Genomic DNA, 24530 nt, shown 5'->3' on the forward strand with positions numbered 1-24530 from the left:
AAATCAGCGAGCGCGCTCGCGGCCGGGGCAGCCGGCATGCGCTCCGGCGCGCTCGGAGCGGGAGCCTGCTCAGCAGGACTCGCGGCGAACCAATCCGACTCAGCGGCCGCATCCTCATCCGTCCGGCGCAGGTGCCCGAAAGCCTCCCCGACCGCGCGCGGGCCCCGTGGCTCCTCAGCCGAAGTGCCCCCGAACCAATCCCCCGCATCGCTCACGCCGTGGCCTCGACGTCTCCGTACAGGGCCAGCGCCTCGGCGGCGGTCTTGCGGACCTGGTCGGCCAGGGCCGGGGGGTCGACGATGCGGCCGTCGGCGCCGAGGCGGAGGACCAGGCGGAGGATGCGGCCCTGGTCGGGGGCTCGCAGGGCGATGCGCAGGCCGCCTTCGGGCAGCTCCTCGACGCCTTCGTTCGGGTAGTTCTCCGCCACCCAGCGGGCGTGGCGGGTGACCTCCAGGGTGACCAGGGGGTCGTCCGCGGCCGGGCGGAGGACGCCGTCGTCCAGGTCCTGGGGCTCGGCGGACTCCGGGATCTCGGCGGCGGCGTCCAGGACGTCGATGGCCACTATGCGGGACAGGCGGAAGACGCGGACCGCCTCGCTGCGGCGGCACCAGCCCTCCAGGTAGGCGTGGCCGTCGGAGAGGATCACGCGCATCGGGTCCACGTCGCGCTCGGTGACCTGGTCGCGGGACGGGACGAAGTACTCCAGCCGCAGGCGGCGGCCGGAGTCCAGGGCCTGGCGGATGCGGTCCAGGACGGTGGCGCGCGCCTCGAAGGCGACCGTCACCCGCTGCGAGGCCTCCGCGCCGCGCTCGCCGGCGGCCTCCTCCAGTTTGGTGATGGCGCGCAGCAGGGCGTCGCGGTCGGCGACGCCGGGGAGCTGCGCCAGCGCGCGCAGGGCGACCAGCAGGGCCACCGCCTCGCGCACCGAGAAGCGCAGCGGCCGGACGATGGCCTCGGCGTTCTCCAGGTGGATGGTGCCGCCCTCGCCGATGTGCGCTTCCATCAGGTCGTCCGGCAGGCCGCCGGGCAGCCCGCACATCCACAGCGTCTCCAGGTCCTTGCGGAGCTGCTTCTCGGAGACGTTGAACTCGCCGGCCACCTCGGTCAGCTTCGCGCCCTCGTGCTCCAGCAGGTAGGGCACCAGGTTCAACAGCCGGCGGACCTGGGCCGCGGCACCGCTCATCGGGAGGCTCCCGTCATCTCGCCGGTGTCGGAGCGGTCGGCGTCGGCCTGCGCGCCGATCTTGGAATGGGTACTGATCTTGGAATGGGTACCGATCCGGGCTCCGGGGTGCGTCATCTCGTCGCTGGCGGCCAGCGCGTTGCCCGCGACGGCGGCGCGCAGCCGGTTGATCACCGCGGCGCGCAGCTCCGGGGGTTCCAGGACCTGCACGTCGGGGCCGAACTCGGCGAGCCAGCCGGCCATGCCGGTGTTGCGCGGCACGGTCAGCACGTCCCAGCCGGTCGGCTCGCCGTCGAGCAGTTCCTGTTCGCACTCGGTGGCGCGGCGGCGCAGCAGGAAGCCGGTCTCGGCCCGCAGCCGCAGCCGGGCGGTGCCGACGTTGCGGTTCTGCTTCCAGGCGAAGTCGGCGACCTTGGCGTGCACGTCCATGTCGTCGGGCACCTTCTCGGTGAGGCGCCCGGCCATCAGCACCGGCTCGCCGACGATCCGGTCCAGCCGGAACATCCGGTCGGCGCCGCGGTCGCGGTCGTAGCCGGCCAGGTACCAGTGCCCGCGCCAGGAGTCGATGGCCCACGGCTCGACCTTGCGCAGCGCCGGGTCCACCTCGCCGGACTTGCGGTAGCGGAAGGACACCGGGCGCCGGTCGCAGATGGCCTGGAGCAGCGGCTCGAAGGCCGCGGTCTCGGTGCGCACCCGCGGCTCGATGCCGGACTGGCTGATGTCGCCGACCTCGATGCCCGCGCTCTTGAGCTTGAGCAGCGCCGAGGAGGCGTCGGAGGCCAGGACCGCCTGCTGCCAGAAGCGTGCGGCCACGCCGAGCACCGCCGCCTCATCCCGCTCCAGGCGGATCTCGGGCAGGTTGTAGGAGTCCTTGGGGATGCGGTAGCCGATCTCGTCCTCGAACAGCGCGCTGTTGGTACCGGTCTCCAGCGGGATGCCCATCTCGCGGAGCTCGTCCTTGTCCCGCTCGAACATACGCTCGAAAGCGTCGTCCGTGGGGCACTCCCGATACGGCTCCAGGGTGGCGCGCAGGCGCTCCTTGGTCACGTACTGCTTGGACGCGAGCAGGCAGATGACCAGGTTCACCAACCGTTCGGTCTTCGTGGCGGGCATCGACGCTCTCCTACAACAACTCGGCTACGCGTGAACGGTAGCGCTAATCGATGGCGTGGCGCAGCGTCGTACACATTGGCGAACACAAACGAGTGACGACGGGTCGGCTAACAGGGCGTCACCGGACAGGTAGCGTAGGCGGGTGATCCGGTGGCGGCGTGGGGTGGTGGCAGCAGTGGCCCGCGCCTGGCGCGGTTCTCTAGAGGTACATGTAACGGCTGCGGACGGGCAGATGTTCCGCGCTCTCGCTTATCCGGCGCTGGTCGGACAGCCTGAGGTCGGCGACGAGGTGCTGCTGTCGGTCGCGGCGCTGGAGTTGGGGTTGGGGACCGGCGGCTATGCGCTGGTCGTGGCGATCCCTGCGCGGCTTCCTGAGGACACCCCTCTACAGGGACACATGGTGAAGGCGCGCTATACGCCGTTGCAGACCGTTGTAGACGGCGCTGAGGAGCGCTACCCAGAGCTGGCGACGGCATCGTCTCTGGGTGGGATGCCGGTCGTAGTGGCGGATCTGCACTCGGCTCTTCCTGCGGTACTCGCGGGGATCCGCGCGGAACGCCCCTCTGCGCGCGTCGCCTATGTGATGACTGACGGAGGGGCGCTCCCTCTGTGGTTCTCACGGAGTGTCGACGCACTGAGCTCTGCAGGGTGGTTGGCGGCGGGCACTGTCACGGTCGGGCAGGCGTTCGGCGGGGATCTGGAGTGCGTGACTGTGCACAGCGGACTTCTGGCTGCGCGCCACGTACTTAACGCCGACATTGCGATCGTCGCGCAGGGGCCTGGAAACCTTGGGACCGGAACCGAGTGGGGGTTCTCGGGGGTCGCGTGCGGAGAGGCGATCAACGCCGCAGGGGTTCTTGATGGCCGACCCATCGCCGCACTGCGTGTCTCCTCAGGAGATGCGCGCGAACGGCACCAAGGGCTAAGTCACCACAGCCTCACCGCTTATGGGAAGGTCGCGCTGGCGCGCGCCGAAGTAGCGCTGCCTGATGTCGACGACGTCTTCTGGAGCGGCGTCGCTTCGCAGACTGCCGAGCTGGAGCGGCGGCATGCGGTGATTCGCGTACCGGTCGACGGACTTGATGCGGCCCTGCGTTCCTGTCCGGTAAAGCTGAGCACTATGGGCCGTGGCCTGGACGAGGACTATGCGGCGTTCCTCGCCTCGGCGTGCGCGGGCCGGCTGGCGGCGGGACCGGACAGAACGGTCCCTGACAAAGTCTGAGGCGGATGTCCGGCCACGTGCGCCGGGCTGCCAGCACTATGGGATGCTGCACTCCTGAATGGCGAGACCCGGGAGGGACGTTGTCCGTGGAAGAGAGCGTCGGAGAAGGCAGGATCGACGAGGATCAGGCCGAAGGCGTCGGGGAAGTCAGCGTCGGGGCTGTCGGTGTCGGGGATGCCGGCGTCGGCGAGGAGCACGAGGAACACATCGTGACACCCGTCGAGCGCAAGCTCCGGGCGGTCCCGGTCCTCATCCTGAGCTGCGTCGTGTTCGGCCTGGCGGCCGCGGCGTTCGCCTGGACGACGCTGCGCGTGCACGACCGTCAGGTGTCGGCGGAGGCGAACGAGAAGGCGGTCGCGTTCCTGCTGGGGACGCCGGGCCTGCAGACCTCCGAGCAGGCGGCGGCCGGCGGCGGCTCTGTGACCGCGTTCTACTCCCCCAAGCTGCACCGGTTCGCCATCACCGGTCACGACCTCCCCGCGCTCAAGGCGGGACGGACCTACGAGTTCTGGTACCGCACCGGCGCGGGCACGCCGCCGCAGGAGGCGGGCACCTCGCGCTTCGACGCGCCGCAGAACGACATCGTCGTGGTGTCGATCCCGGCGCCCGCCGCCTCGCTGGTGGTCTCGGTCGAGTCCTCGGGCGGCGCGCACGCGCTGTCGGGGACGCCGATCGCCGAGCTGACGCTGGGGTAGGGCCGGTCGCGCGGGTCGCGTGCGTGGGGCGGGTCGCGCGGCGGCCGGGGTCTGGCTACTCGGCTACTCGGCGATCAGCAGGTCACCGGCCAGCACCGCGAAGAGCGTCCCGGTCACGGCGTCGACGACCCGGCGCGCCCGGGCGTACGCCGCCGCGATGCGCTTGGCGGAGAACAGGCAGGCCACGAGCACGTACCAGGCCACGCCGATCGCCGGGATCGCGACGCCGATCGCGGTGCGGTACTCCCAGTCGACGTGCGGCGGGAGCAGCGCGGCGAAGACGCTGGAGAAGAAGACGGCGGCCTTCGGGTTGCCGATGTTGCACAGGAAGCCGGCCCGGAAGGCGGACACGGCGCCCCGGGGACGGATGCCCGCGGCGCCGGCGGCCGGGCCGTGCACGCGGCGGCGCGCGGCCGAACGCAGGAGTTGGAAGGCCAGCCACAGCAGGTAGGCGGCGCCGGCCACGCGGACCGCCTCGAACACCGGCTGGAAGCGGACCAGGAGCACGGTCAGGCCGACCAGGCTGGTGGTGGCCCAGACCGCCATCGCGGCGGCGACGCCGAGGCCGACGAAGACCGCGTCGCGGCGGGAGCGCGCGACCGAGGCGTGGGAGACGGCGAGGAAGTCGGGGCCGGGGATCAGCAGGGCCAGGGTCCAGACGGTCAGCAACGCGGCGAAGGACGCGACAGGCATACCGACGATGCTGCCATGCGGGATGCACTGCGGGGCAGGTCCGGAGGTCGTTCGCGGGCCACTCGGCGCGGATTGGCCTGGTGGATCAGGCCGGCGCGCAGGGTTTGCGCTTGGGCCCGGCGGATGGACAAGGCTCGCACGTCGGCAGGCTCGTCGGCAGGCGCCGCGGCCTCGCGCGCAGCTCACCGCCGCCGGACACGCCGATGGCCGTCCCGGAACCCGGGACGGCCATCGAAGGCACTCGAAGTTCGCTCGACGTCGTTCGAAACCGTTCGAGATCGCTCGAGATCGCTCGAGATCGCTCGAGATCGCTCGAGATCGCTCGAAGTTCCTCGAAGGCGGCTCGCTCAGCTCACGCCGAGCAGGTCCACCACGAAGATCAGCGTCTCGCCCGGCTTGATCGCGCCGCCCGCGCCGCGGTCGCCGTAGCCCAGGTGCGGCGGGATGACCAGCTTGCGCCGGCCGCCGACCTTCATGCCGGCCACGCCGCGGTCCCAGCCGGCGATGACGCGGCCGCCGCCCAGCGGGAACTCGAAGGCCGAGCCGCGGTTCCAGGAGGCGTCGAACTCTTCTCCGCTGGAGTAGGCGACGCCGACGTAGTGCACCTTCACCTGCTGGCCGGCCTTGGCTTCCGCGCCGGTGCCGACGGTGATGTCCTCGATCACCAGGTCCGCGGGGACCGGGAAGTCGGGGAAGTCGATCTCAGGCTTTTCAAGACTCATGGGCTTGCTGTTCCCAATCCTGCTCGGGGATGGACTTCTCGTTACGCTATCAGGGCGTCTTCGGCGGTCATCGCCGCGTCGCCCGGCGTCCGGTCAGCGGGCGTCCAGGATGTCCACGACGAACACCATGGTGTCCGTGCCCTGGATCCCGGCGCTCGGCTGGCCCTGCGCGCCGTAGCCCTTGTCCGGCGGGATCACCAGCAGCACCCGGGAGCCCACGGTCTGCCCGATCAGGCCGTCGTCCCACCCCTGCACCACCGCGCCGACGCCGATCGGGGTGGCGAAGATCGACTTGCCCTTGCTGAACGAGGAGTCGAAGATCTGGCCGGTGCGCCAGACCAGGCCCTCGTACTGGACCACGATGGTCTGGCCCTTCTTCACCTGCGGGCCCTTGCCGACGATCACCGGCTTGTAGACGCCGCCGGCCGGCGGCTGCTTGCCGGCCGGGATGGTCACCTTCGGGTCGTCCTTGCCCACGGCGGTGGCCACGGTCGGCAGCGCCGGGTCGTTCAGCACGCCGGTGCCGGCCGGGATGTCGGCCTGGGCCGACGGGTACACGCCGATGATGTCCAGGTCGAAGATGAGCGTGTCGGTGCCGGTGATGGTGATCTTGCCGCTGGTGCTGCCCTTGGCGCCGAAGCCGAGCGCCGGCGGGACGGTCACCTCCACCCGGCTGCCCGCGGCCTGGCCCTTCAGCCCCTGCTCCCAACCCGGCAGCATCTGACCCTGGCCCTCGACCGAGGTGACCGGATGCTGGCCCTGGTCATAGCTGCTGCCCAGGTCCGAGCCGTCGCGCCAGAGCTTGGCGGTGTACTGCAGGACCACGGCGCTGCCGTCGATGACCTTCGCCCCGTCGCCGGGAATCTTCACCTTCACCCCGAGCTTGCCGTCCGGCTGCCCGGCCGGCACCTGGATCGCCGGACGGACCCCGATGGCGTCGGCGCCCGGCGCACCGGACGAAGCCCCCGACGAGGCCGTGGAACCGGTCGAGGAACTGGTCGACGCGGCGGGCTTGCTCGACGACGACGAGCACCCGGCCAGCAGCACCAGGCCGGCGGCGAGCCCGGCGAGGGCGGTCTGGGTCCGGCGGGTGGCCACGGGACGGCGCACGGGAAACCTCGAATCGGCAGATAGCGATGGAAATACGACGATCACATGTCCATGGACCGCACCACAGTAGCGCGGCCCGCGCCCGACCGGAGCCGGGAGCAGGCCACGAATACGCAAAGCCAGAACGGTGGAACCGAGTAGGGGGCCGGTCGCCGCGCCGCCGACCGGCACTGGAGCACGGAGCCAAAGATGCCCCCCAAGGTGCCGGTCGCTGAGGACTACCGGCGCCGCGGCGCGAGGCCACGCGCACCAGGTCAGGCATGCCGCCACCTCGCCATTCGCCGATGGCATCGATCACCTCCGGCACGACCGGCACCACAGAGCCCAATCACGCCCGCCGGGCTGGCCGAGCCGCCAAAGCGCCGATGCCCAGCACCGGAGCGCGAAACTACGTGCACCAGCCCAGGCCAGCTGAGGCGCCACGCCGCCGGTCGCCGAGGACATCCGGCCGCAAACACAACCGGCACGGCCGACACCGGCGCACAACCTCGCGCGCCAGCCCAGCCGTGCCGCCAGCTTGTCGGGCCGGGCTCACCAGCCCGGCGGTCACATCGACGAAATGAGCTTCTCCACCCGCTCGTCCACCGAGCGGAACGGGTCCTTGCAGAGGACGGTGCGCTGTGCCTGGTCGTTGAGCTTCAGGTGCACCCAGTCGACGGTGAAGTCGCGGCGTTGCTCCTGGGCGCGCTTGATGAACTCGCCGCGCAGGCGCGCTCGGGTGGTCTGCGGGGGGACCGACTTGGCCTGGAAGATCTCGAGGTCGGTGGCGGTGCGTTCGACCATGCCGCGCTTTTCCAGGAGGTAGTACAGGCCTCGGTTGCGGGAGATGTCGTGGTAGGCCAGGTCCAGTTGGGCCACGCGGGGAGCTGACATGGCCAGGTTGTTCTTGGCTCGGTAGCGCTCGATGAGCTTGTACTTGATCACCCAGTCGATCTCCTTGGAGATCGAGTCCAGGTCGCCGGTGTTCACCGCGGTGAGGGTGCGCTCCCAGAGGTCCAGGATGCGGTCGACGGCGCCGGTGCGCAGGCCGCGCTTCTCGGCGAAGTCGCGGGCCTTGGTGAAGTACTCCTCCTGTATCTCCAGGGCGCTCATCTCGCGGCCGTTGGCCAGGCGGACCTTCTTCTGGCCGGTCATGTCGTGGCTGACCTCGCGGATGGCCCGGATCGGGTTCTCCAGGGTCATGTCGCGGAGGGTGGTGCCGGCCTCGATCATCCGGAGGACCAGGTCGGTGGCTCCGACCTTGAGGAGCATCGTGGTCTCGGACATGTTGGAGTCGCCGACGATCACGTGCAGGCGGCGGTACTTCTCGGCGTCGGCGTGCGGTTCGTCGCGGGTGTTGATGATCGGGCGGGAGCGGGTGGTGGCGCTGGAGACACCCTCCCAGATGTGCTCGGCGCGCTGCGAGACGCAGTAGACCGCGCCGCGGGGGGTGGCCAGGACCTTGCCGGCGCCGCAGATGAGCTGGCGGGTGACCAGGAAGGGGATCAGCACGTCGGCCAGGCGGGAGAACTCGCCGTGCCGGCCCACGAGGTAGTTCTCGTGGCAGCCGTAGGAGTTGCCGGCCGAGTCGGTGTTGTTCTTGAACAGGTAGACGTCCCCGGCGATGCCCTCCTCGTGCAGGCGCCGCTCGGCATCGGCCAGCAGCCCCTCCAGGATCCGCTCGCCGGCCTTGTCGTGGACGATGAGCTCGCGCACGGAGTCGCACTCGGGGGTGGCGTACTCCGGGTGCGAGCCGACGTCCAGGTACAGCCGCGCGCCGTTGCGCAGGAAGACGTTGCTGGAGCGCCCCCAGGACACGACGCGGCGGAACAGGTAGCGGGCTACCTCGTCCGGGGACAGACGACGCTGTCCGCGGAACGTGCAGGTGACCCCGTATTCGTTTTCTAGCCCGAAGATCCGCCGGTCCATGATGACCACCTTATGCCGCGTACGACTTTTAAACGGGCACGACCTCTGCGTCGTTGGTCGGCCACCCGCATGTATCAGGACTCCGAGGAGTCCTCTTCCTCGCCGAGGATGTCGTCGACCGCGCCGAGCACGTCGCCGTCGTCTTCCTTCTTGCCGCCGCCGGTGCCGTCGGTACCGCCGCCGGCGTCGTCGGTACCCCCGTCGCCGTCCACGCCGAGCAGGCTGGACAGCGCGGGCCCGGTGATCCGCCGGAACTTGCGCACCTGGCTGCGGTTCCGGTCCAGGACCGCGACCTCCAGCTGGTTCGGGGCCAGCGTGCGCGGCTCGGTGCCGTCCCGGCCCAGGGCGTCCACGGCGGCGTTCAGGACCGTCTCCAGCGCGGCGTTCTCCTCGTAGGAGGACTCCAGCACCTGGTTCACCGCGTCCGCGGCGCCGCCGAGCACCTGGAAGCCGCGGATGTCGGTGACCTGGCCGTCGAAAGTGACCCGGTAGCCCTGGTCGTCGGCGGCCTTCTCGCCGACCTCGGCGACGGCCAGCTCCACCTCGTACGGCTTGCCCGCGCCCTCGCTGAACATCGTGCCCAGGGCCTGCGCGTAGGTGTTCGCCAGGGCCCGGCCGGTGACGTCGCGGCGGTCGTACACGTAGCCGCGCATGTCGGCGTGCCGGACGCCGGCGATACGCAGCTGCTCGTACTCGTTGTAGCGGCCGGCCGCGGCGAAGGCGATGCGGTCGTAGATCTCGGAGATCTTGTGCAGGGCCCGCGACGGGTTCTCCCCGACGAACAGGATGCCCTTGTCATAGAAGATGACTGCCACGGACCGGCCACGCGAGATGCCCTTACGGGCATACTCGGCCCGGTCCTTCATGATCTGTTCGGGCGAGACGTAGAACGGCGTCGTCACGACGGGTCACTCCTGACTGGGACCGAGGTCTGCAAGACAATTGATTCGGTGTGCTGCGAACCGAAGTTATCGCAGCGGGGAGCGGGGACCGTCGGGAACCGCGCGGCGGGCGTCCATGATGCCCTCGATGAGCGCGGAGAGTTCCTCGTCCGGCAGTCGCCGGTAACCGTCCTCGGTGACCACCGCGACGACCGGGTAGATCTTGCGGAACAGGTCGGGGCCGCCGGTGGCCGAGTCGTCGTCGGCGGCGTCGTAGAGCGCCTGCACGGCCGCGACCGCGGCGTCCTCGGCGCTGAAGTCCGGGCGGAACAGCTTCTTCAGCGCACCGCGGGCGAACATCGAGCCGGAGCCGACCGAGTAGAAGTCGTGCTCCTCGTACATGCCGCCGGTGACGTCGTAGCTGAAGATCCGGCCCTCGCCGGTCTCCTCGTCGTAGCCGGTGAACAGCGGGACCACGGCCAGGCCCTGCATCGCCATGGCGAGGTTGCCGCGGATCATGGTGGCCAGGCGGTTGGCCTTGCCGTCGGTGGAGAGCGTGACGCCCTCGATCTTCTCGTAGTGCTCCAGCTCCAGCTGGAACAGCCGGACCACTTCCACGGCCAGCCCCGCGCTGCCGGCGATGCCGACCGCGGAGAACTCGTCGGCCGGGAACACCTTCTCGATGTCGCGCTGGGCGATGAAGTTGCCCATCGTGGCCCGGCGGTCCCCGGCCAGCAGCACGCCGCCGGGGAAGGCGATGGCCACGATGGTGGTGCCGTGCGGCGCGATGTCCTGCATGGACACCGGGCCGGCGGCGCCGGCCGGCAGGGCGCGCCCGCCGGGCAGGAACTCGGGTGCGAAGCCCTTCAAGAACTCGCTGAAAGAGGAGATGCCCGGCGTGAGGAACGCCTGCGGCAGACCGCCCCGAGAGCCCCAGTCCGCGTTGGATTCCACTTCAGCAATCCCCTTCTATTAAGGTTCGTACGCAATCGGACCTTGATGTGAGGCGACCCTAGTAGATCGCGAACCTCACTGGCCACCCTTCTGGACGAAGCCCCGGACGAAGTCCTCGGAGTTGGCCTCCAGCACCTCGTCGATCTCGTCCAGCATCGAGTCCACGTCCTCGGAGAGCTTCTCCTGGCGCTCCTGCAGGTCGCTGCTCGCCTCGGCGGTGGTTTCCTCGACCTCTTGCTTGTCCCGGCTGGCGTGCTGCTGGCCGCCGCGTTCGTCCGCTGCCATCTCAGCCCTCTCCCACTCCTCGGCAGGGTTGCCGATCTTCCTCACTCTAGCTTCAACTTCCCCCGAACGGGGGTATTCCACTCGCGCTGGCGTTACCGAATAAATTACGTTTGTGGAATTCTTCGGACCAGCGCCGAAGCGGCGCTGGTCCGAATGTCGGAACGTCTCGTCTCAGCCCTCGGTCAGTGCCCGCACCAGATCCTCCGCGGTACGGCTCCGATCGATCAACGCTTGGACGTGCTGCTTGGTTCCGCGCGTCGGTTCCAGTGTCGGCACCCTTTGCAACGATTCGCGACCGGGGACGTCGAAGATCACCGAGTCCCAGGACGCGGCGGCCACCGAGTCGGCGTACTTGTCCAGGCACCGGCCCCGGAAGTAGGCCCGGGTGTCCTCCGGCGGGTGGTCCACCGCCTGCCGGATCTGCGCGTCGGTGGTGATGCGCTCGAAGCGCCCGCGGGCCGCCAGGCGCTGGTACAGGCCCTTCTCCGGCCGGACGTCGGAGTACTGCAGGTCGACCAGCTCCAGCCGCGAGGAGTCCCACTCCAGGCCGTCGCGCTTGCGGTAGCCCTGCAGGATCTCGTACTTGGCGACCCAGTCCAGCTCCTTGGACAGCGACATCGGGTCCGACTCCAGCCGCGTGAGCACCGACTCCCAGCGCTCCAGCACGTCCTTGGTGACGTCGTCCACGTCGGAGCCGAAGCGGTCCTCCACGAACTTGCGGGCCTGCTCGCAGTACTCCATCTGCAGCTGCACCGCGGTGAGCTTGCGGCCGGTGCGCAGCGTCACCAGCTGCCGCAGCGTCGGGTCGTGGCTGACCTGGTGCAGGGTGCGCACCGGCGAGTCCACCGACAGGTCGGTGGACATGAAGCGCTCCTCGATCATCGCCAGGACCAGCGCGGTGGTACCCATCTTGAGGTAGATGGAGACCTCGGCCAGGTTGGCGTCGCCGATGATGACGTGCAGCCGGCGGTAGCGCTCGGGGTCGGCGTGCGGCTCGTCGCGGGTGTTGATGATGGGGCGCTTGAGCGTGGTCTCCAGGCCCACCTCGACCTCGAAGAAGTCGGCACGCTGGGAGATCTGGAAGCCGTGCGCGCGGCCGTCCTGGCCGATGCCGACCCGGCCGGCGCCGGTGACGACCTGCCGGGAGACGAAGAACGGGGTCAGGTTGCGGACGATGTCGGCGAACGGGGTGGTGCGCTGCATGAGGTAGTTCTCATGCGAGCCGTAGGAGGCGCCCTTGTTGTCGGTGTTGTTCTTGTACAGGTTGATGGGCGCGGTGCCGGGGATCTCGGCGGCGCGGCGCGAGGCCTCGGCCATGATCCACTCCCCGGCCTTGTCCCAGATCACCGCGTCGCGCGGGTTGGTGACCTCCGGTGAGGAGTACTCGGGGTGCGCGTGGTCGACGTACAGGCGCGCGCCGTTGGTGAGGATCACGTTGGCCAGGCCCGCGTCCTCGTCGGTGAGCTGGCTGGCGTCGGCGATGTCCCGGGCCAGGTCGAACCCCCGGGCGTCACGCAGGGGGTTCTCTTCCTCGAAGTCCCAGCGCGCGCGGCGGGCCCGGTGCATGGCCGCCGCGTAGGAGTTGACGATTTGAGAAGAGATCAGCATCGCGTTGGCGCCGGGGTTCCCTGGTACGGAGATGCCGTACTCGGTCTCGGTGCCCATGATTCGCCACACGCTCATACCGGCCACCTTATTCCGCGGGGGTGACGTGTGGCAGTGCCTTGTGCACGGTTTTTGCTGGGGTGATGGGTTGCCACTCGGTGTGTGTACCCGGGGGGTGATCAATGAATCGCTGATGACTACGTGCTTGCGGAGCGTTGGCCGGCCGGCGGACACCGCGCGCGGCCGAACGACACACGCCGCCCACGCGCCGTCGATGAGACGGTACGCGGGCGGCGTTCGGTGTCGCCGGGGAGGTTACAGGTACTGGCCGGTGCTCGCGATGGTGTCGATCGAGCGGCCGGTGTCACCGCCCCGCTTGCCGGTGACCAGCGTGCGGATGAACACGATCCGCTCGCCCTTCTTGCCGGAGATGCGGGCCCAGTCGTCGGGGTTGGTGGTGTTCGGCAGGTCCTCGTTCTCCTTGAACTCGTCGACACAGGCGCCGAGCAGGTGGGAGACGCGCAGACCCTTCTGCTTGTGGTCCAGGAAGTCCTTGATCGCGGCCTTCTTCGCGCGGTCGACGATGTTCTGGATCATCGCGCCGGAGTTGAAGTCCCGGAAGTACATGACCTCCTTGTCCCCGTTGGCGTAGGTGACCTCCAGGAACCGGTTCTCGTCGATCTCGCTGTACATCCGCTCGACCGTGGCCTGGATCATCGCGGTGACGGTCTCCTGCCGGTCCCCGCTGTGCTCGGCCAGGTCCTCGGCGTGCAGCGGGAGGTCGGTGGTGACGTACTTGCCGAAGATGTCCTTGGCCGCCTCGGCGTCCGGACGCTCGATCTTGATCTTGACGTCCAGCCGGCCGGGCCGCAGGATCGCCGGGTCGATCATGTCCTCGCGGTTGGAGGCGCCGATGACGATGACGTTCTCCAGGCCCTCGACGCCGTCGATCTCCGAGAGCAGCTGCGGGACGATGGTGTTCTCCACGTCCGAGCTGATGCCGCTGCCGCGGGTGCGGAACAGCGAGTCCATCTCGTCGAAGAACACGATGACCGGGGCGCCCTCGCTGGCCTTCTCGCGAGCCCGCTGGAAGACCAGGCGGATGTGCCGCTCGGTCTCGCCGACGTACTTGTTGAGCAGCTCAGGGCCCTTGATGTTGAGGAAGTAGCTCTTCACGTTGTCCGAGCCGGTCACTTCGGCGACCTTCTTGGCCAGCGAGTTGGCCACCGCCTTGGCGATCAGGGTCTTGCCACAGCCGGGAGGCCCGTACAGCAGCACGCCCTTGGGCGGCCGGAGCTTGTGCTCCTTGAACAGGTCAGGGTGCAGATACGGGAGCTCGACGGCGTCCCGGATCAGCTCGATCTGGCCGTCCAGCCCGCCGATCTCCAGGTAGGAGATGTCCGGGACCTCCTCCAGCACGAGGTCTTCGACCTCGGACTTGGGGATGACCTCGTAGACGTAGCCGCTGCGCGGCTCCATCAGCAGGGCGTCGCCGGGGCGCAGCTTGACGCCGGGCTCCAGCAGCGGCTCGGCCAGGCGCACCACGTGCTCCTCGTCGGTCCGGCCGGTGACCAGGGCGCGGCTGCCGTCCTCCAGGATCTCCTTGAGGCTGACGATCTCCCCGACGCTCTCGAAGCCGAACGCGGCGACCACGTTGAGCGCCTCGTTCAGCATCACCTCCTGGCCGGGATGCAGCGTGCCGGGCTCGATGGACGGGCTCACCGACACCCGCATCTTGCGGCCGCCGGTGAAGATGTCGGCGTTGCCCTCGCCGGCGTCCTCCAGGAACACCCCGAAGCCGCTGGGCGGCTGTGCGAGGCGGTCGATCTCCTCCTTCAACGCCACGATCTGGTCGCGCGCTTCGCGCAGCGTCGCCACCAGGCGCTCGTTCTGGCTCGTGAGCCCGGCCACAGTGGCCTGCAACTCGTTGATCCGCTCCTCCACGGCCCGGCCGCCCCTCGGGGCGTCCGCGGCGTCGCGGAGCCTGCGCCGCAGGACGGCGATCTCCTGCTCCAGGTACGTGACCTGGGCAGAGAGGTCATCCGACCCGCGCGCCGAGCGGCCGGCGCCCTCGCGGATGTCGTCGTCGTGTGCTGGCACGGTCCTCACCTCCCGCCGGAAGCTGCGATGCTCAAGAACTTCCTTGCTGCTGTCCTGCCTAGCCGAAGCGTTCTTGAAACCGCTGAATGTTGTGCAGTTGCCGCCACCGGGTCCGGACACGGCACACCCCGCGTATCCGGAACTCGGGTGCTCTTCGTAGGAACAACAAGGCCTGTCGTCATCACGATTCCCCCTCACTCGGCTGGTTATGTGGAGCCGGCCCGGAGTTGTGATCCCGATCCTTGCCCACTGGTGATGCTTTGTCGAGGACAATCGATCAACGACCGGGGGCCCCGGATGGTTCGCCGCGGCGGCTTGGTAGCGTCTGGAAACTATGACGGTTACCACTGACACGGATGCCCTAGAGGTATGGATCAATCACGATCTGTGCACCGGTGACGGCATCTGCGCCCAGTACGCACCGGACGTGTTCGAACTCGACATCGATGGTGTCGCTTATGTGAAGAACGGCCCGGACGCGGAGTTGCTGACCGGACCCGAGGCCCGGGTCCCGGTCCCGGTGGATCTGGTGCTGGCGGTCATCGACTCGGCCCGGGAATGTCCCGGGGAGTGCATCCACGTCCGACGGGCCTCGGACCAGGTCGTCGTCGCCGGCCCGGATGCCGAGGACGCCTAGGACGCCTAGGACGCTTAGGACGCCTAGTACGTCCAGGACGCCCAGGACGCCCAGCCGCGATGAGCCAGACGGCGGGAGACCAGTTCCGCCCCAGCTCGGCACTAGTCTCGTCCGCCGTCGTGCTTCTCACGGCCCGATCGAACCTTTCCCTCAATCGCTAACCCAGACGCATGACCACCCGTCCAGGTTGCCGGTCAGGCCCAGGTTCGCTCAATCGGGTGACCGCCCAGGTCGTACCGCCGGGCGAACACCGGCAGCAGCCGGGTCGGGCCGCCCACCGGATGCAGCCGCTCGGGGGCGTCGGTGTGGATCGGGACGACGGTCCGCGGCGCGACCCGGTGCACCAGCGTGTGCAGGTCGTCGCCGGTGGCGTGGCCGAAGGAGCCGATCCGGCGCAGCGGGATGCCCAGGACCTCCAGCCACTCCATGAACAGCGCCCAGCGCGACTCGAAGGGGCCCAGCGGCTCGCCGTTGGCGTGCAGCCACACGGTATGGTCGCCGACCGGCAGGTCCGCCAGGTCCGGGATGCCGCGCAGGTCCCGCAGGTCCGGCTGGTAGACGAAGGCCCCGGGATCGGCCTTCACGGCCTCCAGGCCGACCTCGGAGTAGGCCGCCACGCCCTCGACACCGAGCTCGCGCAGGAAGACCGCGACCGGGTCGCCCCAGAGCACGCGGCGCCCGGCGGCGTCGGCCACGTCGATGAACTCCCGGACCCGCTCCAGGTCCCGCGGGTACATCGCGAGCAGCACCAGGTCCCCGCGCGCCTCGTCCAGCACGGCGGCGAAGTCCCGGACGACGTCGTCCTCGGTGCGCACCGGCCCCGGGAACACCGGCAGCCCCAGGGCCGTACCCTCCGTGACGAACATCTCACAGCCCGCGGCGCGCTCGGCCAGCCGCCAGGCCCGCTCCGGCGCGCGGCCGTGGAACCGGATGTCGCCGGTGAAGGCCAGCACGCCGTCGGAGGTGGTGACCAGGTAGCCGCTGGCCCCGGGCACGTCGTGGTCGACGGTGATCCGCTCGACGGTCATCGGGCCGAAGCGCAGCGGCTGCTCGTCGGCCAGCGGCCGCCAGTCCGGGTCGCCGCCGGGCAGGCCGTCGCCGGCGGCGCTGAGCGCGCGCATCACGGCGACGGTCTCCGGCGAGGCGTGAACCTCAATTCCCGGCCTGAGGGTTCCGACCAGACCGCAGTGGTCGATGTGCGCGTGGCTGACGAACACCGCCGTCGCCGGGCCCTCCTCCCCCAGTGAGTCCCCTGGTTCGACCATCGCCGGGTCGTAGACGCCGGGCAGCCGGGGCGCCGCGCCGACCCGCAGCCGGTCGGCCAGATAGCGGTGCTCCCTGGGCACGACAGGGGGCCGGAACAAGTCGGTGCCTCGGGGGATGTCGAGCCCGAAATCGAGCAGGACGCGGTGGTCCCCCTCGGTGATCAGGACCTTGCTGGAGCCGATGACGCCGACCCCGCCCCAGAACTCGACGGATGCTGCCATGGAGATACGTGTTCTCTTCCTATGAATTAACGCGCCCTGCCCAGGCGAAGATGCCGGGCAGGATGTGCTCGACCACCGGGGCAATGATCGTCGCCAGGCCGTCAGAGCGGCCGAAACGGTCGATATAGCCGGTATAGGCGCCCACCTGAGCCGCGGGTTCGATGTCGTTGAAATAATGGTCGCCGAGCGAGAAGAGCTCGGCGGCCGGCCGGTCGGCCAGCTCCGCGGCGATCCAGCGCCGCAGTCCCTCGGGTTTGTTCGCTCCGGAGACGACCTCCTCGAACAGGGGGGTGACCCCCAGCCGGTCCAGCAGCGGCGCCAGGCCGCCGGCGGGGCTGTTGGTGGCCAGGACGACGCGCACGTCGCCGCGCAGCTTCTCGAAGGCCTCGACGAGCGCCGGGACCGCCGTGACCCGGCAGGACGCGGTCAGCATGTACTGCCGGCTGGCCAGGAACGCCTGCTCGGTTGCCGCCGGGCCGACCCCGGACAGCGCCGCGAGCCCGGCCGCGGCGCCCCAGGCGTCGACCGAGCTGCGCAGGACCGCGGCCGCCGACTCGTCGGCGACCCGGTCCGCGGCGGCCACGCCCTGGTCGAGGTAGGCCTCGAACAGGTCCAGGAACCGGCCGCGCCACTCGTTCGGCAGGCTGCCGGCGGCGTGCTCGGCGTAGAAGCGGACCGGGTCGTCGTCGCGGTAGACGGTCCCGTCGAAGTCCACGACCAGGATCGGCCGGCGGTCGGGCGTGCTGGAATCCGGCCTCGCGGATCCCGTTCTCGGCTCAGCCACGGACGCCTCCGGCCGCGGACAGCGCGCCGCGGATGAACTGCCGCTGCAACAGCAGGAAGAACACCATGACCGGCAGCGTGGTGAAGGTGACCGCCGCGGCCAGGCCGGGGAAGTCGGTGCCCTCGGCGTTGGCGAACGTGGACAGCCCGACCTCGACCGGCTGCACCGTGCTGGAGGACTCCATGTTCGAGCTGGTCATGATCACCGGCCACAGGAACGAGTTCCAGGAGCCCAGGAACACGTTGATGGCGATGATGACCAGCGCCGGGCGTACCATCGGCACGCCGATCGAGCGCAGGAAGCGCAGCCGCGAGGCACCGTCCAGCGCCGCGGCGTCCAGGATCTCCGAGGGCATGGTCAGGAAGAACTGGCGGACCAGGAAGATCCCGAACACGCTGGCGCCCCACGGGATGATCTGGATCCAGTAGGTGTTCAGCAGGTGCAGGTCGTTGGCCAGCACGTAGTCCGGAATGATCAGCACCGTGCCGGGCATCATCAGCACGGAGAGCACGACCAGCGTCAGCACCTTGCGACCCGGGAAGCGCAGCACGCCGAAGGCGAACCCGGCCAGCAGCGAGGTGACCAGGCACAGCGCCATGGTGCAGGAGGCGATCAGGACGGTGTTCGCGAACAGCCGCACCCACGGCGCCGCGTGCCAGGCCCGCGACCAGTTCGACCAGTCCCAGTGCGGCACCAGCAGCGGCGGGAAGTTGCTGAACTCGCCGGGGTGCCCGAGCGAGATCACCACCGTCCAGTAGAACGGGAAGACGAACGCCAGGCCGACGGCGGCGGCGAGCGCGCGCCGGGCCCAACGCCCGGCGCGGCTCCCTCCCGCCATGCCGCGGGACACGGAGGGCTGGGAGCGGCCCGGCCGTGGTAGCCGGGCGGAAAATCGGCGGAGCTCCGAGCCTGGCCGCACCGGTCCCTTGCGGCGCTGCGCTTGCAAGCCAGCCGCCCACAGCCAACCCCGGGCTGAGGGCGCCTGTCCGGCACGCCCAGACTCGTTCCCGCCGAGTTTTCCGTTCACTCCGCGGCTGCGCCGCTCCGTCTGTCCAGCTCCCACGGCCGGGCCGCTCCCGCTCACCCCTGCGCCTTCGCGGCGGCGCAGCCGGACTGCGCGGCGTTCAGGGCGTCGGCGGGCTGCTTGCCGTTCTCCAGCGCCTCCTGGATGGCGGTGGACTCGAAGCCCTGGCACTTGAAGATCCAGGAGAAGCCAGGCAGCGCGAAGGCGGTGTCCAGCTCGGAGACCGCGGCGGTCTCGTACGGGTTCTTGGCCACGAACGCCTGCATCACCGGGTCGGACAGGGCCTGGCTGGTCACGGGCAGGTAGCCGGAGGTGGCGGCCCACTGCGCCTGCTCGGCCGGGCTGGTGATGAACTTCATGAAGGCCCAGGCCGCGGCCTTCTGGTCGGCGCCGGCCCCGGAGAACATCACGATGTTGGTGCCGGTCAGCTCGTTGACGGCGCCGGAGGGGCCGGAGGGCAGCGCGGTGATGTCCAGCTTGAACTTGCCGCCGACGGTCTTGTTCTCGAAGCCGTAGCCGGCCGCCGAGGAGATGTCGAAGACGCCCTTCTGGGCGCCCAGGGCGGTCTCGCCGGGGTAGTTCTTGCCGGTGGCCAGAGCGTTGGCGTCCTTCAGGTCCTTCATGTACTGCAGGGCCTTGACCACGCCGGGGTCGGTCAGGTGCGGGGTGCCGTCGGCGTCGTACAGGTTCGCGCCGTTGGCCCGGGCCAGGATCTCGAACCACTGGGTGCCGAAGGTCGCGCCGGTGGCCGAGCCCGGGTCGATGGTGGAGCCGGTGACGCCGTTGGTGGAGACCGCCTTCATCACGCTGGCGTAGTCGTCCCAGGTCTTGGGCTCGCTCTGGCCGTCCTTGGCCAGCAGGTCGGCGTTGGCGAACAGGATCAGCACGCTCTTGTTGAACGGCCACATCCAGGTCTTGCCGTCCGGCAGCTTCGTGTCGGCCTGGATGCCCTTGTAGAACGTGGACACCTCGGCCGGGCTGTCGGTGCCGGCCAGCTCGCTGATCGGCACCAGCTTGCCGGCGGACTGGAAGTAGGAGGCCCAGCTCTCGTAGGCCTGGCCGATGGTCGGGGCGTTCCCGGCCTGCACCTCGGCCTTCTCCTTGGTGTACATCGTGCCGTAGTCCGGGTCGCCCTGGAGCTTGACGGTGATGTTCGGGTACTTCGCCTGGAAGTCCGAGACGAGCTTGTCCATCGCCGGCTTCAGGGTGCCGATGGTCATCGCCTCCTCGAAGGTGATGGTCACCGGGCCGGTGGGGACGGCGAGCTCGGTGCCGGAGCCGCCGGTCTTGGCCGACGAGCCGGAGTCGGACGCCTTCGGCGTGGACGTGCCGCCGCCGGCGCACGCCGTCGTGGCGAGGGCGAGAGCGGCCAGCCCGGCGGCCGCGGTGATGCGCTTGCGCATGATGGTTCTGATCTCCCGATTTGAGGGGGTTTCGGTGGCAGTGCGGAACTGGAACGAGAGGAACTGCGAACTGCGGTGCTGCGGAACTGCGGATCAGACGAGAGCGTGCGACTCGCCGTTGGCCGCGGTACGGCGCCGGACGAGCGTGAAGAAGACGGTGATGGCGAACAGGACCACGGCCAGCGCCGCGCCGTAGCCGGTGTCGCTGAACAGGAAGGCCTCCTGGTAGACCAGGTAGCTCAGGGTCGTGGTGGCGTAGGCCGGGCCGCCGCTGGCCAACTGGTAGAACTGGGTGAAGGCCTGCAGCGAGGTGATCGCGGTGATGGCGATCACGAACACGGTGACCGGCTTGAGCTGGTGCCAGGTGACGTGCCAGAACTCCTGCCAGCCCGAGCAGCCGTCGACCCGCGCGGCCTCCGACAGCTCGTTGGACAGCGTGGCGAGCCCGCCGAGGAACACCACGGTGGTGAAGCCGACCTCATGCCACAGGCTGTAGATCACGACCGCGGGCATCGCCGAGGACGAGGACTGCAGCCACTGCGAGGTCGGCAGGTGCAGGCTGTGCAGGATCCAGTCGGCCAGGCCGAACTTGTAGTTGAAGATCCAGGTCCAGATCATCGAGGTGGCGATCACCGGCGTCGCGTGCGGCAGGAAGAGCGCCACCCGGGTGCCGTTCAGCAGCGCCCCGCCGCGCTGCAACAGCAGCGCCAGCGCCAGGGAGATCGCGGTCCCGCCGATCACCATCGCACCGGTGAAGTACAGCGAGTGCCACAGGCTGCTCAGGAACGTCGGCTGGTTCGCCTGGAACAGCCGCGTGTAGTTGCCCAGGCCCTTGAACTTGGACAACGCCGGATTCAGCGCGTTCCACTTCCACAGCGAGACGTAGAACGTGTACCCGGTCGGAATGATCACGAAGGCCAGGAACACGAGCACGGCCGGAGCCGAGTACGCCCAGCCCCAGCGGGTCGCGCGGAAGTCGCGGGCGGGCCTGCGGCGCGCCGGGCCGGGCGGCGCGGCGACGGCGGTGGCGGCGTCGGTCGTTGCGGTCACGGGATGAGACTGTCGCGGGCGAGGATGTCATTCCCGCGACGTTTCGGTGAACAATCGACTACAAGGCTTCTTATATTCGAGATCTTGTGATGTCCTGGAATGTTGGCCAGTCCCTAACCCGGTGGACCGGCCGATCCCCAGCGGCCGTGATCGCAGTCGTCACCACGACGGCGATCACGGCCGCGACCACGGCGCGCGCTGCGGGGCTCGGCGACCACAAGCTGTAGAGCGCCCGCCAGAGGCCTCAAGGTGCCCACCAAACGCGGCAGACGCCCGCGAGACCAGACGTGTGCGCAGTGACTCGGACCGGCGCGCGGTCTTGCCCACGCAAACCGCCGGCCGCCAGCGCGAAACGAGTCTGTAAGGCAACCGCCCCCCACGCCCTAAGGCAGCACCCGCCGCGCCATAGCCGACGTCGTCACCGTCCCGTCCTCGTTGAACTCCGGATCCGCGACGCTCCCGGCGGCCGGCGTGGCACCCTCGGCGACGTAGTCGGCGGCGTAGGCGCCCTTGGACGGCCGGCGGCGGCGCAGCGGCGGGGTGACGCCGTCGGCCAGGCGGCGCGCGGTGACCAGGAAGCCGGTGTGGCCGATCATCCGGTGGTCGGGGCGCACGGCCAGGCCCTCGACGTGCCAGCCGCGGACCATCGACTCCCACGGCTGCGGCTCGGTGAAGGCGCCGTGCGAGCGCAGGGTCTCCACGGTCCGGGACAGCTGCGTGGTGGTGGCGACGTAGCAGATGATCACGCCGCCGGGTACCAGCGCCTTGGCGACCGCGTCCACGCAGTCCCAGGGCGCCAGCATGTCCAGCACGACCCGGTCGACCTCCTCGTCGACCAGCTTCTCGGCGAGGTCGCCGATGGTCAGCTCCCAGGCCGGGTGCTCGGCGCCGAAGAAGGAGCGCACGTTCTTCGCCGCGATCTCGGCGAACTCCTCGCGGCGCTCGTAGGAGTGCACGGTGCCGGCATCGCCGACGGCCCGCAGCAGCGAGCAGGTCAGCGCGCCGGAGCCGACCCCGGCCTCCACCACGCGGGCGCCGGGGAAGATGTCGGCCATCTGCACGATCTGGCCGGCGTCCTTGGGGTAGACGACGGCGGCGCCGCGCGGCATGGACAGCACGAAGTCGGACAGCAGGGGCCGCAGCGCGAGGTACTCGTTGCCGCCGGAGGTCTTCACGACCACGCCCTCGGGGGAGCCGATCAGCTCGTCGTGCTCGAAGGAGCCCTTGTGCGTGTGGTACTGCTTGCCCGGCTGCAGGGTGATGGTGCTCATCCGGCCCTTGGCGTCGGTGAGCTGAACCTGGTCGCCGGGCTTGAGGAGGCCGCGGCGGTGCTCCGCGCCGGTCGGGACGATCGGCTCGTCGGCGAGCAGGGCGATCGGCTCGTGCTCGTGCTCGGGGGCGGGCGCTGAGGGCGTGCTGTCCATCCCTTCAGCCTACCGGCGGTGGTGGGGCGGTCCGGACCGCTCTAAACCGGCATCCGGCGCTGTGCCGGCGGGGGCGGAGGCGGCCCCGGAGGCTTGCCGAGGAACGCGGCCTGGACGTCCGAGGCCGCCAGCACGCCGACGATCTCCCCGGTCGCCTCGACCACCAGGTACTCCGGGGCGGGGTTCGCGCGCAGCACGTCCAGCAGGTCCTCGCCGGTGAGGTCGGCGGTCACTATCAGCTCGGGGTCCAGCGGCCGGGCCACGTCCCCGGCCTCGACCCAGGGCCGGCGCTGCTCGGGGGTGGCGATCACCTGGGCCTCGTTCACCAGGCCGGTGGGCTTGTCGTTGGCGTCGACCAGGACGATGCCGCGGGCGTTGACCTCGTGCGCCCGGCGCAGCGCCTCGGCCAGCGGGGTGCGGGCCTCGACGCTGATCGCGCGGCGGGTCATCTTGCGCGCCGACAGGCCCGGGATGCGCTCCCGCAGCTTGGCCACGACCAGCGCCTGCGTCGCGCCGAACCAGATGAACATCGCCATGAAGACCGCCAGGCCCAGGCCGAAGGGCTGGATGGTGCCGTTGCGGACGTAGAGCAGGTTCATCACGATGAAGACCGCGATCGCCAGCACGCGTCCGGCCCAGGCGGCGGCGACGGTCCCGGCCATCGGCCTGCCGCTGGCCTTCCAGACCGCGGCGCGCAGCATCTGGCCGCCGTCCAGGGGCAGGCCCGGGAGCAGGTTGAACAGGGCGACCAGCAGGTTGGAGGCCCAGAAGCCGAAGACCAGGGTGGCGGCGACCTTCTGCGTCAGGCTGACGGTGTCGTCGTGCGGGATGACCTCGTAGATCGCGAAGCCGATGCCGGCCAGGGCGGCGGAGGTCAGCGGGCCGACGAAGGCGATCCAGAAGGCCTTGCCGGGGGTGTCGGACTCCTTCTCGATCTCCGAGACGCCGCCGAGGAAGTGGATGACGATGCGGCGCACGGGCAGGCCCAGCTTCTTGGCCAGGGCGGAGTGCGCGAGTTCATGGACCACGACCGAGGCGTAGAGGAAGATCGCGTAGGCCAGGGACAGGACGTAGCGCCAGCCGCCGAGCTCGTTGCCGAAGTCGTTGGAGGGGTCGGTGACGTCGCCGGACTGCGGAGCGAGCAGCACCGTGATGAACGCGGCGACCACGAACCACGACGGGGAGACGTAAAGAGGGATGCCGAACGGCCGGCCCAGCCGCAGGCCGGGGCCACGGACGACCTGCGCCCGGCCGGACTTGCCGCCGTCGCGTTCCGAGCCACCATCACCGGTGCTCTGCCTGCCCTCGTCGTCCGCCACGTCTTCGACTCTATGCGCAGGCGAACTTGCAAGACCACTCACCGCGCGGGCGATCTCATCACACGGGGGCTTCCGCGTGCCCCTCGGCCGGGATGTCGGTACCGCCGAGTAGGGTCGAGGCCCATGGACGCGATGGACGCACCCGGCACCGCTCTCCCCGTTCCGGCGACGACGAGCCCTGTGACGGTGACGCTGCCGATGGCGCTCTCGCCGTCCCGCGCGTCGGACTTCATGACGTGCCCGCTGCTGTTCCGCTTCCGCGTCATCGACAAGCTCCCGGAGCGCAAGAGCGCCGCCGCCACCCGCGGCACCCTGGTCCACGCCGTCCTGGAGCACCTCTTCGACCTGCCGACCGGCGAACGCACGCCGATCTCGGCCAGCAGCATGCTGTCCCCGGAATGGGAGCGCATGGTCGAGGCCGACCCGGAGCTGAAGGCGCTCGCCGAGGAGGCCGGCGGTGACGAGGCCTGGCTGGCCGGCGCGGTGGACCTGCTGGAGCGCTACTTCCGCCTGGAGGACCCGAACCGCCTGGAGCCGGCCGAGCGGGAGCTGTTCGTCCACGCGCGCACCACCGACGGCCTGCTGCTGCGCGGCTTCGTCGACCGCATCGACGTGGCCCCGAACGGCGCGATCCGCGTGGTGGACTACAAAACGGGGCGCGCGCCGGGGCCGGCGTTCGAAGGCAAAGCCCTGTTCCAGATGAAGTTCTACGCACTCGTCCTGTGGAAGACCCGAGGCGTGGTCCCCCGCCGCCTACAGCTGATGTACCTCGGCGGCGAGAGCCAGATCGTCACCTACGACCCCGACGAAGGCGACCTGCGCGCCACCGAGCGCAAGCTGGCCGCGCTGTGGAGCGCGATCCGCGCCGCCGCCGAGCGAGGCGAGTGGCGCCCGAACCCTTCGCGGCTGTGCGACTGGTGCGACCACAAGGC

The 24530-nt window shown here is 69.9% G+C and carries 22 protein-coding genes; 4 read left to right on the top strand and 18 right to left on the bottom strand.

The window, feature by feature from the left end; genetic code table 11:
• Nucleotides 1–211: 211 nt before the first annotated feature.
• Nucleotides 212–1183, bottom strand: a complete 972-nt coding sequence (locus tag GWK61_RS34400) for a helix-turn-helix transcriptional regulator (protein ID WP_194915872.1) — start codon at nucleotides 1181–1183, stop codon at nucleotides 212–214.
• Complete coding sequence (locus GWK61_RS34405) at nucleotides 1180–2295, bottom strand: helix-turn-helix transcriptional regulator (protein ID WP_194915873.1); 1116 nt, start codon at nucleotides 2293–2295, stop codon at nucleotides 1180–1182. Before GWK61_RS34405 ends, GWK61_RS34400 begins: the two co-directional genes overlap by 4 nt.
• Nucleotides 2296–2437: 142 nt before the next feature.
• Between GWK61_RS34405 and GWK61_RS34410 the strand changes: the two genes are divergently transcribed.
• Both GWK61_RS34410 and GWK61_RS34415 read left to right on the top strand, forming a co-directional pair.
• Nucleotides 2438–3517 carry a DUF3866 family protein gene (locus tag GWK61_RS34410; protein ID WP_194915874.1) on the top strand — a complete coding sequence of 360 codons (1080 nt, stop codon included), beginning with the start codon at nucleotides 2438–2440 and terminating at the stop codon, nucleotides 3515–3517.
• 86 nt (nucleotides 3518–3603) lie between these two features.
• Complete coding sequence (locus GWK61_RS34415) at nucleotides 3604–4212, top strand: anti-sigma factor domain-containing protein (RefSeq protein ID WP_194915875.1); 609 nt, start codon at nucleotides 3604–3606, stop codon at nucleotides 4210–4212.
• 63 nt (nucleotides 4213–4275) lie between these two features.
• Here GWK61_RS34415 and GWK61_RS34420 read toward each other — a convergent pair whose 3' ends face one another.
• The 9 genes from GWK61_RS34420 to arc form a co-directional block, all read right to left on the bottom strand.
• Nucleotides 4276–4905, bottom strand: coding sequence for a LysE family transporter (locus tag GWK61_RS34420; RefSeq protein ID WP_194915876.1), 630 nt, complete (start codon nucleotides 4903–4905; stop codon nucleotides 4276–4278).
• 347 nt (nucleotides 4906–5252) lie between these two features.
• Nucleotides 5253–5627, bottom strand: coding sequence for an FKBP-type peptidyl-prolyl cis-trans isomerase (locus GWK61_RS34425; protein ID WP_194915877.1), 375 nt, complete (start codon nucleotides 5625–5627; stop codon nucleotides 5253–5255).
• Between the two features lie 93 nt (nucleotides 5628–5720).
• Nucleotides 5721–6737 (bottom strand): FKBP-type peptidyl-prolyl cis-trans isomerase, encoded by a 1017-nt coding sequence (locus tag GWK61_RS34430; RefSeq protein ID WP_194915878.1) that lies wholly within the window; start codon nucleotides 6735–6737, stop codon nucleotides 5721–5723.
• A gap of 546 nt (nucleotides 6738–7283) precedes the next feature.
• Nucleotides 7284–8645 (bottom strand): Pup--protein ligase, encoded by a 1362-nt coding sequence (gene pafA / locus GWK61_RS34435; RefSeq protein ID WP_194915879.1) that lies wholly within the window; start codon nucleotides 8643–8645, stop codon nucleotides 7284–7286.
• A gap of 74 nt (nucleotides 8646–8719) precedes the next feature.
• Nucleotides 8720–9547 (bottom strand): proteasome subunit alpha, encoded by an 828-nt coding sequence (gene prcA / locus GWK61_RS34440; RefSeq protein ID WP_194915880.1) that lies wholly within the window; start codon nucleotides 9545–9547, stop codon nucleotides 8720–8722.
• A 66-nt stretch (nucleotides 9548–9613) separates the two neighbouring features.
• A complete protein-coding gene (gene prcB, locus GWK61_RS34445) occupies nucleotides 9614–10480 on the bottom strand; it encodes a proteasome subunit beta (protein ID WP_194915881.1) in 867 nt (288 codons plus the stop codon).
• Nucleotides 10481–10555: 75 nt separating this feature from the next.
• The gene (locus GWK61_RS34450; RefSeq protein WP_194915882.1) at nucleotides 10556–10765 is read right to left on the bottom strand and encodes a ubiquitin-like protein Pup; all 210 of its coding nucleotides are present in this window, start codon (nucleotides 10763–10765) and stop codon (nucleotides 10556–10558) included.
• A gap of 171 nt (nucleotides 10766–10936) precedes the next feature.
• Complete coding sequence (gene dop, locus GWK61_RS34455; protein ID WP_194915883.1) at nucleotides 10937–12448, bottom strand: depupylase/deamidase Dop; 1512 nt, start codon at nucleotides 12446–12448, stop codon at nucleotides 10937–10939.
• A gap of 237 nt (nucleotides 12449–12685) precedes the next feature.
• Entirely contained in the window at nucleotides 12686–14470 is a 1785-nt protein-coding gene (gene arc, locus GWK61_RS34460) for a proteasome ATPase (RefSeq protein ID WP_194915884.1), read from the bottom strand.
• Between the two features lie 334 nt (nucleotides 14471–14804).
• On the opposite strand from arc, the gene GWK61_RS34465 reads away from it, so the two are divergent.
• Nucleotides 14805–15107: a ferredoxin gene (locus tag GWK61_RS34465; protein WP_194915885.1), complete on the top strand. Its 303-nt coding sequence runs from the start codon at nucleotides 14805–14807 to the stop codon at nucleotides 15105–15107.
• 194 nt (nucleotides 15108–15301) lie between these two features.
• Here GWK61_RS34465 and GWK61_RS34470 read toward each other — a convergent pair whose 3' ends face one another.
• The 7 genes from GWK61_RS34470 to GWK61_RS34500 all read right to left on the bottom strand — a co-directional run bounded on the left by GWK61_RS34470 (nucleotide 15302) and on the right by GWK61_RS34500 (nucleotide 23598).
• Nucleotides 15302–16594 carry an MBL fold metallo-hydrolase gene (locus tag GWK61_RS34470; protein WP_194915886.1) on the bottom strand — a complete coding sequence of 431 codons (1293 nt, stop codon included), beginning with the start codon at nucleotides 16592–16594 and terminating at the stop codon, nucleotides 15302–15304.
• Nucleotides 16595–16613: 19 nt separating this feature from the next.
• Nucleotides 16614–17378, bottom strand: a complete 765-nt coding sequence (locus GWK61_RS34475; RefSeq protein WP_194915887.1) for an HAD family hydrolase — start codon at nucleotides 17376–17378, stop codon at nucleotides 16614–16616.
• The gene (locus tag GWK61_RS34480) at nucleotides 17371–18216 is read right to left on the bottom strand and encodes a carbohydrate ABC transporter permease (RefSeq protein WP_194915888.1); all 846 of its coding nucleotides are present in this window, start codon (nucleotides 18214–18216) and stop codon (nucleotides 17371–17373) included. Before GWK61_RS34480 ends, GWK61_RS34475 begins: the two co-directional genes overlap by 8 nt.
• 242 nt (nucleotides 18217–18458) lie before the next feature.
• Nucleotides 18459–19805: an extracellular solute-binding protein gene (locus GWK61_RS34485; RefSeq protein WP_194915889.1), complete on the bottom strand. Its 1347-nt coding sequence runs from the start codon at nucleotides 19803–19805 to the stop codon at nucleotides 18459–18461.
• A gap of 93 nt (nucleotides 19806–19898) precedes the next feature.
• Nucleotides 19899–20855, bottom strand: coding sequence for a carbohydrate ABC transporter permease (locus GWK61_RS34490; RefSeq protein ID WP_194915890.1), 957 nt, complete (start codon nucleotides 20853–20855; stop codon nucleotides 19899–19901).
• A 383-nt stretch (nucleotides 20856–21238) separates the two neighbouring features.
• Nucleotides 21239–22279 (bottom strand): tRNA (adenine-N1)-methyltransferase, encoded by a 1041-nt coding sequence (locus tag GWK61_RS34495; protein ID WP_228563425.1) that lies wholly within the window; start codon nucleotides 22277–22279, stop codon nucleotides 21239–21241.
• A gap of 41 nt (nucleotides 22280–22320) precedes the next feature.
• The gene (locus GWK61_RS34500; protein WP_194915891.1) at nucleotides 22321–23598 is read right to left on the bottom strand and encodes a site-2 protease family protein; all 1278 of its coding nucleotides are present in this window, start codon (nucleotides 23596–23598) and stop codon (nucleotides 22321–22323) included.
• 132 nt (nucleotides 23599–23730) lie between these two features.
• On the opposite strand from GWK61_RS34500, the gene GWK61_RS34505 reads away from it, so the two are divergent.
• Nucleotides 23731–24530 (top strand): RecB family exonuclease (locus GWK61_RS34505; RefSeq protein ID WP_438939797.1); only part of this gene is annotated, 800 nt, incomplete at its 3' end.

This window comes from Catenulispora rubra (assembly GCF_015356825.1).
Classification (GTDB): Bacteria; Actinomycetota; Actinomycetes; order Streptomycetales; family Catenulisporaceae; genus Catenulispora; species Catenulispora rubra.